At 25.8% G+C, this 14,900-nt stretch carries 9 protein-coding genes and 1 pseudogene; all 10 read right to left on the minus strand.

All coding sequences use genetic code 11. The features are described from left to right. Positions 1 to 2 precede the first annotated feature (2 nt). A pseudogene (locus CLPU_RS01930) lies at positions 3 to 863 on the minus strand (acyltransferase family protein); the annotation flags it as partial. 12 nt (positions 864 to 875) lie between these two features. Beyond that, a complete protein-coding gene (locus CLPU_RS17960) occupies positions 876 to 1,001 on the minus strand; it encodes a hypothetical protein (protein WP_268760442.1) in 126 nt (41 codons plus the stop codon). 134 nt (positions 1,002 to 1,135) lie between these two features. After that, positions 1,136 to 3,766: an ABC transporter permease gene (locus CLPU_RS01935; protein ID WP_050353965.1), complete on the minus strand. Its 2,631-nt coding sequence runs from the start codon at positions 3,764 to 3,766 to the stop codon at positions 1,136 to 1,138. Continuing rightward, entirely contained in the window at positions 3,760 to 4,443 is a 684-nt protein-coding gene (locus CLPU_RS01940) for an ABC transporter ATP-binding protein (RefSeq protein WP_050353966.1), read from the minus strand. Before CLPU_RS01940 ends, CLPU_RS01935 begins: the two co-directional genes overlap by 7 nt. A gap of 52 nt (positions 4,444 to 4,495) precedes the next feature. After that, positions 4,496 to 5,758, minus strand: a complete 1,263-nt coding sequence (locus tag CLPU_RS01945; protein WP_050353967.1) for a sensor histidine kinase — start codon at positions 5,756 to 5,758, stop codon at positions 4,496 to 4,498. Further along, the gene (locus tag CLPU_RS01950; protein WP_050353968.1) at positions 5,755 to 6,444 is read right to left on the minus strand and encodes a response regulator transcription factor; all 690 of its coding nucleotides are present in this window, start codon (positions 6,442 to 6,444) and stop codon (positions 5,755 to 5,757) included. Before CLPU_RS01950 ends, CLPU_RS01945 begins: the two co-directional genes overlap by 4 nt. 192 nt (positions 6,445 to 6,636) lie before the next feature. Beyond that, positions 6,637 to 6,819 carry a hypothetical protein gene (locus CLPU_RS01955; protein ID WP_050353969.1) on the minus strand — a complete coding sequence of 61 codons (183 nt, stop codon included), beginning with the start codon at positions 6,817 to 6,819 and terminating at the stop codon, positions 6,637 to 6,639. A gap of 173 nt (positions 6,820 to 6,992) precedes the next feature. After that, positions 6,993 to 9,485, minus strand: a complete 2,493-nt coding sequence (locus tag CLPU_RS01960) for an ATP-binding protein (protein ID WP_050353970.1) — start codon at positions 9,483 to 9,485, stop codon at positions 6,993 to 6,995. Between the two features lie 203 nt (positions 9,486 to 9,688). Beyond that, the gene (locus tag CLPU_RS01965) at positions 9,689 to 12,175 is read right to left on the minus strand and encodes an ATP-binding protein (protein WP_050353971.1); all 2,487 of its coding nucleotides are present in this window, start codon (positions 12,173 to 12,175) and stop codon (positions 9,689 to 9,691) included. Positions 12,176 to 12,380: 205 nt separating this feature from the next. Beyond that, positions 12,381 to 14,840, minus strand: coding sequence for an MASE3 domain-containing protein (locus CLPU_RS01970; protein ID WP_050353972.1), 2,460 nt, complete (start codon positions 14,838 to 14,840; stop codon positions 12,381 to 12,383). Between the last annotated feature and the right edge of the window lie 60 nt (positions 14,841 to 14,900).

A 14,900-nucleotide genomic window follows, 5' to 3' on the forward strand; every position in this document is an offset into this window, starting at 1 on the left:
CTTTATAAATTTTCTTTATAATCTACTACAATTACCTTAGACTTCCCTCCGGTTATTAAATTAGCTAAAGATGACCATAATAACTTTCCTATATCTAAAATGTGTAAACAAATAATTATTGTAAAAATAGATACTAACAAAGGTACTTTGATTTCTAAGATATATTTTAAAAAGTGTATAATAAATAAATGTATTAGATAAATACCAAAGCTCTTTTGTCCTATACTGGCTAGAGTATTTTTCCCAGGTACTTCTCTTTGTTCAAAGATAGCAATAATCAGTACAGTTACACCAATAGCAAGTGGAAACAAACTAGAACGGTTATACATATAGCCAACAGTGTTTGTCCAAAAAGGTAATAAAGTACCAATTACTGTAACCAAACTAGATAAAAGAATAACTTTCAAACGATGATTATTAATGTATCTAAATATATTCTGTCTGCCTGCTACTATCATCCCTAATGCTAAAAATCCCCACCATTTACCTGGGTTAATTCCATTATAAGTAATTAATTTAATACCATAAGACTTCTGTATTTCTAATGCTAGGCATATAGCAAAATTGCTAAATACCATAAACCACATACAATAATACCTAAGTTTGTATTTTATTTTATATAGAAACGGAGCAAGTAGTGTAAAAATCATATAATGAATTATAAAGTAGAGATGTACAGCAGTTTCACCTAAAATAACATCTAAAAATGTAAACCCTTTGCCATCAACCATAAAAAAATATAAACCATATATCAATGAAATTATAATAAACGGTAGATATATTCTTTTTATTCTTTTCATAGAATATTTAATCCATGGCTGTTGTGCTCCTTTATTCATATAAAAACCTTGAATCATGAAAAATGCAGGTACTGCCTAACGACCAACCTCTCCTATAAATATATCTATTTTCCCTTTTCCACGAAAAGCATGTACTAAAATAACGGTAATAATAGCTGAACCTTTTAATACGTCAACTGTTACATTGCGTTTATTTGTCATTATTAGTTCTCCTTCCACTTGTTTCTACAAAAGAATAATATCATTCGCACCTTACAAGATGATTTAAGCATTCTTACAGTTTTGTAAAGTTGTTTCTAAACATAAAAAAAGAAACTATTTAAATAGTTTCTTTTTTATTCAACAGAACTTATAGCTTCTGTTATTCCTACTTTATTAACCTGTCTTATTGGACCTAATGTCGCTATATATCCAATAGCTAGATTTATAGCTATTACTATTAAATAAATCTCTGGCTGTATAAAGAATTTTTTTAATAATAACCAATCTTTATAGTATACATAATATATAAATATTCCTAATTGAATGATAAATGCTAAAGTACAAGAAAATAAAGCTGATATACCTCCATACATTAATCCCTCAAATCTTATCATTCTTCTAAACTGTTTATCAGTAAAACCTACCGCCTTCATAATCCCATGCTCTCTTATTCTTGTTACTAGACCTTGATTTATGTTATTAAATATACTTAGTCCACTTATTATTATTAAAACGACAATAATAGAGTTTCGTAAAGTACTTTGTTGTCTTACTGCTCTTTTAATTTGTTTATCTTTACCAGTAGAATCCATAACATTAGTATGTTTAAAAATTTCTGACATGTTTTGAACCTTTTTTTTGACATAATTGTAGTCAGCACCTTGTTTCATATCTATATGAACTATTCTATATGTATCTATCCCTGAAAACTCTTTAAATATGTCTTCTGATACTATTATATAAGGATTGGAATAAATTCCTAAATAGTTGTGATCTTTATCATAAAATGAAATATCATCATAGTTTAATATCTCTGTAATTTCAAATTCCTTATCTATATATTGAGACTTATACTTTTCATATTTTCCTAAAATCTCATAGTTATCCATTGACTTATCATAATATTCCCTAGGAATAGTTATTTTTATCTTATCTCCAACTTTCTTATTAAATACAGGTTTAAGATTTTTCTCTTTTTTATCCCACAATTCACCCTTTCTATTTGCTTTTGGAATGATAACTATAGCTGAATATTCTTTTTTCATTTTATCTACATCAATTTTTAGTTCAGGAATTAACTTATTTAGAGATTTCAAGTCACTATCAGATAACCCTAAGATTGTATTGTTAACTACTAGTTCTTTATCATTATCTCCTTTGAATAAAAACTTATAATCCACTCCTTCCATAGAACGAGCACTCTTATCTTGAGATTCTAAGTATGATATTCCGTTTATATTGTTTATATCTTCTTTATTAAACTTTATTTTAGAATAAAGGACTTGTTTAGCTACTATATCTCCTATACCTTGTATACTTTTCATCTCCTCTAACTGTTTTTTAGTATATCCATATTTCATAGGTATTAGCTCGTCTACATTTAGTCTAAATTCATAGCTAAGTGACTTGTCAATACTTCTTTGATAATCGTAATCCCTCTCAAACAGTTCATCTTTAAATGATCTTGATATAAATAATATACATCCTATAGACATAACTGATATAGCAAATATTAAAGTTTTTTTGTTTCTCTTTAAATTTTTGTACGATACTTTACTAGATATACTTATATGCTTTTCAATGAAGCTTTCCTTCATATTAAAGTTTATGTTTTTATCTTGAGTAGTTTTATTTATAGCTTCTATAGGAGATACTTTAAATGTTAAGAAAGTAGCTCTTATACTTGATAATATTAGTGAAATGATAGATATTAACATAGATAATTTAATTGCAAATGTAGATATTACTACAGTATTTAGCTTAACATTTCCTTCTGTAAATAGCCCCATAGTACTTCCTTTAAATAAATTTAGAGAACATATTCCCATCATCGTTCCTAGAATCATTCCTATAATATATATAATTATAGTCTCTGAAAGTATAACAAGTATCATCTGTTTGGATGTTATACCTATTGCTCTCATCATTCCATATTCTTGTACTCTTTTTAAAACTGACATACTATATAAACTATATACTACCATTCCACCTATGATCATTAACATTAATGATATCTTAACTAAATTCCAATCTATAACGTTAAGTTTTCCTATAGCCTCAAGTAACGTCTTATTTATTTTTATATCCTTTTTATCTTTTATTCCTATTTCTTTAGCTAGATTATTTATTTCTTTGTTTATATTTAGTCCTTCTTTAAATTCAACAAATCCAAATATGTAGTTTTCATTATTAGTTATGTTCTCTTTATTAAAAGCTATATATCCTTCTAGCTCACATCTAGCCTTACTTTTTTCTCTATCTTTTATTATTCCTACTAGTTTAAACTCCTGTATTCTATTATTTTTTTCCATAGAAAATGATATAGTTTGTCCAAGTTCATGAGGAAGATTTAATCTATCTAAAACCCACTTCTCAATTGCTATTTCATCTGACCTTATAGGATACTCTCCTCTTATTAGTTCTGTGTTATCCATATATAATATATTTTTATCTGCTGCAAGTATATTAACAGACAGTCTATCTTCAAATTCTCCCTTGCCGCAATAAACTGTATTCGCTAAAGTTTTAATATTTTTATTGTTTTTTATTTTGTTTAATTGCTTCATATTAAGATCATTATATCTAACATGCTGTACACCAATTGACTTCCTAATGTAATTAGCATTTGCATTTTTTGAGCTTTCCGATAATGACCCTATAGTCACTATTAAAAATGTACTAAGAGCAATACTTAAAATTATAGATAATGTCCTTCTAGAATAGTTCGTTATATACTTCCAAGCTATTTTCACATAAGTTAACAAGAAGATTCCTCCCTGTTAACTATCATTCCATCCTCTATTCTAACTATTCTATCTGCCATTTGTGCTATTTTTTCATCATGAGTTATAATAACTAATGTTTGATAATACTTTCTTACAGAGTACTTTAAAAGATTTATTACCTCTAAGCTTGTCTTAGAATCAAGATTCCCAGTAGGTTCATCTGCTAATACGATAGACGGTCTAGTAGCAAGAGCTCTTGCTATGGCTACACGCTGCTGTTGTCCTCCTGATAGTTGACTTGGGAGAGAATTCTTCTTATCATATATACTTAAAGTTTCCATCAAGTCTTTTACAAACTCTTTATCAACTTTTTTTATATCTAATTCTATAGGTAGTGTTATATTCTCCCATACATTTAGTACTGGTACTAAGTTATATGATTGAAAAACAAATCCTATCTTTCTTCTTCTAAATATAGCTAAATTTTCACTGTTCATGGAGTATATATCCTGTTCATCTATAAAAACTTTGCCATTTGTAGGTTTATCTAGTCCCCCCATCATATGTAACAAAGTACTTTTTCCCGATCCCGATGTACCTACTATAGCCACAAATTCGCCTTCATTTACTGTTAAATCAACATTATCTACTGCTTTTACTAGATTATTTCCTTCTCCATAATACTTTTTTAAGGATTTAGTTTCTAATATTTTCATCACTTTACCTCCTCACTAAATAAAGAATATCATCTGTGTCTTACAAAATGATTTAAGCTACCTTACAGTTTTGTAAAGTTAAAAAAATTGTAAACTTTGTACCTTTATTTTCTTGAGAAGATACTGTCACATTTCCACCCTGTTCTTCTAATATCTTTCTTGAAAGATAGAGTCCTATCCCTGATCCTTCAGAATTTCTAACTTTTTCTAAATTACCTCTATAAAATCTATTAAAGATATTACTAATTTCATTTGATGGAATTCCTATCCCATTATCTTCAATATCTATCTTTATATATGTTTCAAGTTTTTCTAAAGTAATATCAATTTGCCCATTTTCATGTGTATACTTAACTGCATTTTCCAGTATGTTAAATATAGCTTCTTTAGTCCACTTAGAGTCATGATAAACATTGATACTATCCACCATAATATTAATATCTATATTACTATCTAAAGCTCTTAAATATATTCCATTAACAGCTTCAAGTATAGTTTTCTTTATATCTTTATTCTCTTTTTTAAGTTGTATAATTCCAGCTTCCATTCTCGATATTTTTATTAAAGAATTTGACAACCATTCAAGCTTGTCTACTTCCTCCTTTGTTCTTTCTAAAAATTCCACTTTTTCTTGTTCCTCTAATTCATTATCTGTTAAAAGTGTATTAAATAGTTTTATAGAAGATATAGGTGTTTTAATTTGATGAGAAATATCCGTAACTAAAGATTTTATATTTTCTTTTTCACTATTTAAATTTTCTAGACTTAATTTTAGTCTCTTTGACATCTGATAAAACTGAGATTCTAGTCTAGAAAGTATACCTTCCTTATCTATGTTTACAGTCATTGAAAAGTCACCATCCATAATTCTATCTATAGCGAAAGAGACTTTCTCAAGTTTATTTATAAAATACTTAAATATAAATACAAATAAAATAATATTAATGAGAATTATAAAGATCATAATAAATAGATTTTTAACTAAAAAATCTTTAAAATAATTATTAAAATCATATTCCATATTCCTTTTTATTTTAGAACTATAGTTATACTTTTTAAGTATGTTCTTTCCTAAATTTTTATAATCTTTTTTAGACTTAGACTTGCTAGATAAAGTTTTTACAATATCTTTTTCTTTTTCAGGATAGATACTAGATAACTTTCCTATCATCTCTTCTCTTATCTCTAATTCATGTTTACTTACTTCCTTGAAAAAATAATAATTGCTGAGTATTAGTGTAGAAAATATAATGACTAAACTAATTATTAAAACAGTAAGTAATTTTTTAATTAAAGGTTCTTTCTTGAAAATCATTTCATAACACACCTTTCAGTCCAAATATAACCTATACCTCTTACAGTTTTTATGTATTTAGGTTTAGAAGGGTTGTCCTCTATTTTTTCTCTAAGCCTTCTAATATTAACTGCTACTGTGTTTTGTTCTACAAATATACCATCTATGTCCCATAGTTCTGTTAATAATTGTTCTTTTGTTATTATTTGTTGAGAGTTAGTCATAAGATATTTAATTAATTTAAACTCTGTTTTACTTAAGATAACTTCTTCATTATCTTTAAATACTTTCATAACATCATCATACAAAGTTATATCTTCTGAAACTATTTCCTTAGTAACTTTAAGTGAATTTCTTCTTAAAAAAGCATTTACTTTTGATATGAGAATCATAAGACTAAATGGCTTTGTAATATAGTCATCTCCACCTATGTCAAGTCCAGTGACTATATCCACTTCCTCATCACATGCAGTTAAGAATATTATAAGTACATCACTTATCATTCTTATTTCACTACAAAAATCAAATCCATTTCCATCTGGAAGTCCTACATCTAATATAATTAAGTCTATATTTTCATCATTAAGCACTTTTTTTGCCTCATTTATATTTTCACTTGCAAAAACATTGTAACCTTCCTTTGATAGTTTAAAGCTAATACCTCTATTTAAAGACTTATCATCTTCTACTAGTAAAATATTGCTCATATGCACACCTCTCTAAATAAATTGTCTTCATTACATATAATACCATAATACTTCCTATACTGTTTTATATTGTAGATTAACAACATAAAAAAAGATAACAAGAATACTCTTGTCATCTTTTTTTAATTTCCCTGGAAATATGTCATTAATTAGTGTCTTATTTCTTAGATACATTGATATTTTTTTATTTATCTATTCACTTTCCTCTTCTCTTTCTTCATATGTAATTGTAGCCAAATATATATTATCTCCTCTTTGCGAATATTCAATATCTATAATTTCTAATATTTCATGTTCATTTTCAGATATCCACTGATCTACTTTATCTTTTAAACTATCTCCTTGAGTATACTCCATAATAGTAACATGCTTCATAAATATACACTCCTTTACTTATATTAAATCTTAAAATATATTTTTATATAAGTATATTATCTAAGGAGTACATATATAATCTTTAGCTATAAATTACTAAATAATCTCTTTTAACATGTTGTTAAGTTTATTATTTTATTATGATATCTCAATAAAATTTATCCATATATTCTCTAAAAATATATATCCGAAAATTCTACATTTATCATCTCAACATTTTTATCCGTTACATGATCCACTTCTTCTGAAGTATTATCAGTCATTGTTTTTACAGGAAGTTCTATTATAAACTCACTTCCTTTTCCAAACTCACTTTCTACTTTTATATTACCGCCGTGAAGTTCTATCATAGACTTAACTATAGATAACCCTATTCCACTGCCTTCTGTTTTTCTTGTTAATGAAGTATCAACTTGTCTGAATCTGTCAAATATCTTATCTTTCATATCATCTTGTATACCTATTCCTGTGTCTTTAACTGATATAACTATGAAATCTTCTTTATCATATATATTTACATTTATTTCACCATTTTCTTCAGTAAACTTTATAGCATTAGAAAGCAAATTCAGTAAAATTCTTTCAACTTTTTCTATATCACAAGCTATAACTTTTTCTTCTATTTCAGTATCAAATACTAAGTTTATTCCTTTGCTTTTAATAAAATCTGCAACTGAAAGGGTTACTTCCTCTACTATATTTACTATGTTACAATTTTGAGTATTCATTATTAAAAAACCTGTATCTGCCTTAGTGATATCTATTAGATTCCTTATAAGTCTAAGGAGTCTATAGCAATTCTGTTTCATCATTTTCAAATACTTGTTAACGGTTTCAATATTGTTAGAAATCATTATATCTTCTTTAGTAGATTCTAACAGCTGTACAGCTCCGAGTATAACATTTAGAGGTGTTTTTAATTCATGAGATATAGTAGTAAAAAATTGTGTCTTTAAATTATCATATTCCTGTATTTCTTTTAATAGTTTTTCTTTTATTTCAACTTGTTCTTCTAACTTCTCAGCTTTTCTTCTTTCTGATATATCACGTATAACAGTTACTATATAATGGTCATCTTCATGTTTAAAAGATGAAGCCGCCACTTCTACATCTATAGAAATATTTTTATCTAGTATAATCTGTTGTTCTAAAAATTCTACAGAAGTTTCTTCAGTTAATAACTTAGCTATTCTTTCTTTTACGGTTTTTCTATGTTCATAAGAGATTTTAAAGACGTCTTCATAAGGGATTTCACTTAACTTATATATGTTCTCTTTCTGTGATAGTTCTAATCCTTTCTTATTAGTGATTATTATATGCTCTCTTTTTTGAACATAAACTGCATCTGGTAATAACTCTAAAAGCTTTCTATATAATTCAGTACTTTTTTCTAGTTCTCTTTCAAACATCTTGCTTTGTGTTATATCTCTAAAGCTAAATATACATCCACTTTTTTCTCCATCCAAAACAAAAGGAGTTAATACAACTTCTATTGTTTTACCATTTTTAAGTTGAATTGTATTATTTATTTCTACTTTAAAATTGTATATATCTTCTATCCTTTCAATAACATCATCAGGATATACAAATTTTGTATTAATAAATTCAAGCATTTTCTCTTCTTTTATTACTGACGGTACACTTCCCTTAATATCAAACATATCAATAAAAGACTTGTTAAAATGTATAACTTCTCTTCTTAGATTTAAAACTATTATTCCATTATTAGTAGATTCTAATATCGAATTTAGTATATTAGTCTTCTTTCCAAGATCTAATTGGGCCTTTTTTCTTTGAACAATTTCAGCATTTAAGTGTTTATATGGCTCTATAATATTTTCGTATAATAAAATTTTATATATAAACATAATGGAAATAAATCTAAAGATATGTGTCATTGTAAGGGACAATAAGTTATCTTGATTATAAGGAAGCATGGATAATCTTCCTAGTATTAAAGATATCTCTCCCAAAATTTGGGATATTATAGATAGTTTAAGATATGTAAAATTCCTTTTATTAAATCTATCTTTCTTTTGGTGTAAAACTAATAGTGAAATAGAAAATATTATCAGTATTCCATATTGATTTAGTATTTTTAATAGTAATATTTCTTTATTTCTAATAAAAAATCTAGGTATTGTCTCCCAAATAAATATATCCATCGTAAATAGTCCAAATATAATTAGATAAATTTTGGATACTAAACTTAAATTCTTAAAGTTAAATAATTGACTCTCATTATCTTTATACTTTTCTACAAATAATATAAACGCTAAAATTACTAAGCCTTTTATACATCCACTAATAATAGAAATTGGTACATGAATATCAACTATTTCCTTATATACTAAATCTGACTTATATAATTTGATCCCACTCATTAAGTTAAATATAGATACGAATCCATAAAAAGTTCCTATAAAGTTTATAAAAGGAGATTCATCTTTCACATTAAAAGTACTTAATGAAATTACAAACATCATTACCCCTACAAACCCTGTTATAGTTTCTATCATCATATGAAAAGAAGTAAAGTTTATCTTACTTAAATAAATGCTAAATAAAATGATAAATAGTAGTATTAGATAATATGTCTTACTTTTTTTATAATTAATATTAGTGTTTACTTTATTTAAGATTGACTTAGTGAAAACATTACTCATTGACATAATACCTCCATGTATTAGTATAAAGTTATAAATTCGACATTTTGCATTTTTTCCCTTTATTTAGTTTATCTGTAATTTTTATAGAAAATGGAGAAAGTATATGTTTTAATTACAGACATCCTATAACTTAACTTGCATATTTATAAAACTTATAAAATCATAGTCTATTGGTCTTTAATAACATATTTAATATCTCCTTAAAGATATATATCAGAAAATTCTACATTTAACATTTCAACATTTTTATCTGACATGTCATCCGTTTTACATTTAAAATCACTATCTATCATTTTTACAGGAAGTTCTATTATAAACTCACTTCCTTTACCAAGTGTACTTTTAACCTTTATATTTCCGCCATGAAGCTCAACTATAGACTTAACTATAGACAACCCTATTCCACTGCCTTCTGCTTCCCTTCTTAACGAAGTATCAACTTGCCTAAATCTTTCAAATATTTTATCTTGCATATCATCTGGTATACCTATTCCTGTATCTTTAACTGATATAACTATATATTCTTTTCTGTCATATATATTTACATTTATTTCACCATCTGCTTTTGTAAATTTTATGGCATTAGAAAGTAAGTTTAATAGGATTCTTTCAAGCTTCTCTTCATCACAAGCTATAACTTTTTCTTCTATTTCTGTATCAAACACTAAATTTATTCCTTTGATTTTAATAAACTCTGCAACTGAAAGAGTTACTTCCTCTACTATATTTACTACATTACAATTTTTAGTATTTATTGTTAAAAAACCTGCATCTGCTCTTGTAATATCTATTAAATTACTTATAAGTCTAAGAAGTCTATAACAATTTTGTTTCATCATCCTTAAGTATTTATCCATAATTTTAATGTTATTAGAAAAAATTATATCTTCTTTAGTAGATTCAATTAACTGTATGCCTCCAAGTATAACATTTAAAGGTGTTTTTAACTCATGTGATATTGTAGTGAAAAATTGAGTTTTTAAATCATCATACTCTTGTATTTCTTTTAATAATCTCTCTTTTATTTCAACTTGTTCTTCTAGTTTCTCAGCTTTTTTTCTTTCTGATATATCACGCATAACAGTTACTATATAATGATCACTTTCATGAATAAACGATGTTGCTGCTACTTCTACGTCTATGGCAATATTTTTATCTAATATAAGTTGCTGTTCTAAAAACTCTACAGAAGTTTCCTCAGTTAACAACTTGTCCATCCTTTTATCTATAATATTACTATATCTACGAGGAACTTCAAAAAGTTTGTCATGAGGAGCTAAGGCTAATTCATATATATTCTCTTTTTGTGATAACTCTAATCCTTTCTTATTAGTGATTATTATATGTTCACCTTTTTGAACATAAACTGCGTCTGGTAATAATTCTAAAAGCTTTCTATATAACTCAGTACTTTTTTCTAGTTCTCTTTCGAACATCTTACTTTGCGTTATATCCCTAAAGTTAAATATACATCCATTTTTTTCTCCATCCAAGACAAAAGAAGTTAATACAACTTCTATTGTTTTACCATTTTTAAGTTGAATTATATCATTTATTTCTATTTTAAGATTGTATATATCTTCTATCCTTTCAATAACATCCTCAGGATATAGAAGCTTTTTATTAATAAATTCAAACATTTTTTCTTCTTTTATTACCGACGGTATACTTCCCTTAATATCAAACATATCAATAAAGGCCTTGTTAAAATGTATAACTTCTTTTTTTAGATTTAAAACTATTATCCCATTATTTGTAGATTCTAATATTGAATCTAGTATATTAGTTTTCTTTCCAAGATCTAATTGGGCCTTTTTTCTTTCATTAATTTCACAATTTAATAATTTATACGGATGTATAATATTTTCATCTATTAAAGTTTTACATATAAGTACAATAGAAATCAGCTTACATGCATTAAAAGCTCCAACAGCTAATAAGTTATTTTGAGTATAAGGAACTATAAATAGCCTTCCTAATATTATTAATAACTCACCTAGAATTGTAATCAGCATTGATAGTTTTAAATATCTAAAAGTCTTTTTATTGAATGCATATGCCTTTTTGTGTAAAGTAATTAAGGATAAGGACAATATAGACAACATAATATATTCATCTAGTGTTTTAAATAAATCTACTAAGTTATGCTTAATAAAAAATTTAGTCATTGTCTCCCAAACAAATATATCCATCATAAGTATTACAGATATAGCCAAATAAATTTTGGCTATCAGATTTAAATTCTTAGTTTTAAATAATTTATTTTGATTATCTTTTTGTATAAGTATTAGTGAAGTAAAAAGCAGTAATACATAAATCCATTTAGAAATAATATATAGTGATATGTATACATCTAATGATCTCTTATAAGTTAAGTATGTATTGTACAATTTAAGTCCATTAATCATATTGAATATAGATACAAATCCATATGATATTCCTAAAAAGTTTATATATGAAGACTCATTTCTCATCTTAAAAGTACTTAATACAATTGCAAACATCATTGATCCAATAAACGCGCAAATAGTTTCCATCATAGTGTGAAAAGATACGAAACTTGTCTTACCTAAATACATACTAAAAGCAACAAAATATAATAATAATATAAAATAAGCTCTATTTTTTTTAATACTAATATCAGATTTTTTTTGATCTAAAGTTGTACTAGCATAAATATTATCCATCCTTCTAATACCTCCATATATCAGTATAAATTTAGAATTCGACATCTTGTATTTTTTACCTTTATTTGTATTATTTATAATTTCAATAACAACATAATTAGACATATAAAAATATTTAGCTCCATAAAAAATAATCTATAATTCAACTTATTTTAAATTTAGCCAAATTATAGATTATCAATTTTTACATAATATTTATATTTTTCTACAGATATATATCTGAAAACTCAATTTTTATCATTTCAACATTTGTATCTGATGTATCATTTACTTCGTACTGGACATCATTATATACTGTATTTGTAGGAAGTTCTATTATAAACTCGCTTCCTTTTTCAAGTTCACTTTTCACTTTTATAGACCCACCATGAAGCTCTATTATGGACTTAACTATAGATAGACCTATTCCGCTACCTTCTGCTTTTCTTCTTAAGGAAGTATCAACTTGTCTAAATCTTTCAAATATCTTATCTTTCATGTCATCTGGTATACCTATTCCTGTGTCTTTAACTGATATAACTATAGAATCTTTTTTATTATAGACATTCACACTGATTTCACCATTCTCTCCTGTAAATTTTATAGCATTAGAAAGTAAGTTTAATAAAACTCTCTCAAACTTTTCTGCATCACAAGCTATAATTTTTTCTTCTATTTCTGTATCAAACACCAACCTTATTCCTTTACTTTTAATGAAATCTGCAACTGAAAGAGTAGTTTCTTCTATTACACTAACTATATTGTAGTTTTTAATATTCATTGTCAAAAATCCTGCATCTACCTTTGTTATATCTATCAAATTTCCTATAAGTCTAAGCAGTCTATAGCAGTTTTGCCTCATCATTTTTAAGTATTTATTCATGACTTTTATATTATTAGAAAAAATTATATTTTCTTTAGTTGATTCTAATAACTGTACAGTACCAAGTATAACATTTAAAGGTGTTTTTAGTTCATGAGATATAGTAGTAAAGAACTGTGTCTTTAAATTATCATATTCCTGTATTTCACTTAATAATCTCTCTTTTATTTCTATTTGCACTTCTAACTCCTGAGCCTTTTTTCTTTCAGATATATCACGCATAATAGTAAGTATATAATGATCATCTTCATAGTTAAAAGATGAAGCCCCTATTTCCACATCTCTAGTAGTACCATCTCTTAATATAATTTTTTGTTCTCCAAATCCTATAAAAGTTTCTTCTCTTGATAGTTTATCTCTTGTTTTTTTTGCTAACTCTTCATCTTCATGAGGAACTTTAAAAGCTTTATTAGGATGAGTACGATTAAGTTCACTCATAGTTTCAAACTTTGATAATTCTATACCTTTTTTGTTTGCAATTATTATGTTTTCATCCTTTTCTACATATACTGCATCTGGTAATAGTTCTAATAGTTTTTTATATAACTCATTATTTTTATCTAATTCTTTTTCAATTATTTTTTTCTGTGTCACATCTTTAAAACTAAATATATATCCATCTTTCTCTCCATTCATAACAAATGAACTTAACGAAGCCTCTAATATCTTACCGTTTTTAAGTTTGATAATGTCAGGTATTCCATTCTCATAATCATATATATTTTTCATCTTATCAATAACATGACTTGGTTCTAAAAACTTTTCATTAATAAATTCAACAGTTCTTTTATCATCTGTTACCTTTCGTAACTCCCAGTCAATATCGAATAAATTAATAAACTTTTTATTAAAATGTATAATTTCTTTTTTACGATTAAGTACTATAATCCCATCGTTTGTTGATTCTAGTATTGAATTTAGTATATTCGTTTTCTTACTAAGATCTAATTGAGCTTTTTTTCTCTCTATAATTTCAGAATTTAATAATCTATACGGCTCCATAACGTTTTCCTCTATTAAAACCCTATATATAAATATAAAAGATATAAGTCTAAAAACATGTCCAACTGCAATAGAGAATAAATCACTTTCATTATATATAGTCATTGATAATTCCCCTAATATTGTAGTCACTATAGATAAACTAAAATATACTAAAATCTTTTTACTAAAATAGTTTTTCTTCTTGTATAAAATTATTAATGAAATAAAAAATATTATTGATACAATATATTCATTTATAATTTTAGATTGTGTTATTCCTATTCCTTGAATAAAAGTCTTAGGAAATATATTCCAAGTAAAAATATCTATTATAAAAATACTTGAGATAAATAAATAAACTAAAGCTACTCTATTTAGATTTTTAATTTTAAATAAATTAATTTGCTCATTCTTATCCCTCTTTATAAGTAATAGCGAAAGAATAATAGCAAAACTCTCCATATACCTAGCAATAATAGCCATTCTTATAGACATATCTAATGTTTCTGTAGGAAATAAACCTAATTTAGGCACTGTTAATCCATTCATTAAGTCAAATACTGCAATAAATCCATAAGAAATTCCTAAAAAATTAATGTATAAACTCCTTCCACTTACTTTAATAGTATTCATTGCAATCATAAATATCATAAATCCTACAAATGCACAAATAATTTCTATAATAGTATGAAAAAGTGTAAAATTTATTTTACTTAAATAAAAACTAATTACAACAGTAACCAAGAATATCAAAAAATTTAACATATTTTTTTTACAGTTAATATCACCCGTTAACTTCTCTGAAACTAAATTATTCAAAGCATTATACCCCCAATTATAAACTAAGCTCACCTATAAAACACAAAATAAAACTTATAA

This window comes from Gottschalkia purinilytica (assembly GCF_001190785.1).
Classification (GTDB): Bacteria; Bacillota; Clostridia; order Tissierellales; family Gottschalkiaceae; genus Gottschalkia_A; species Gottschalkia_A purinilytica.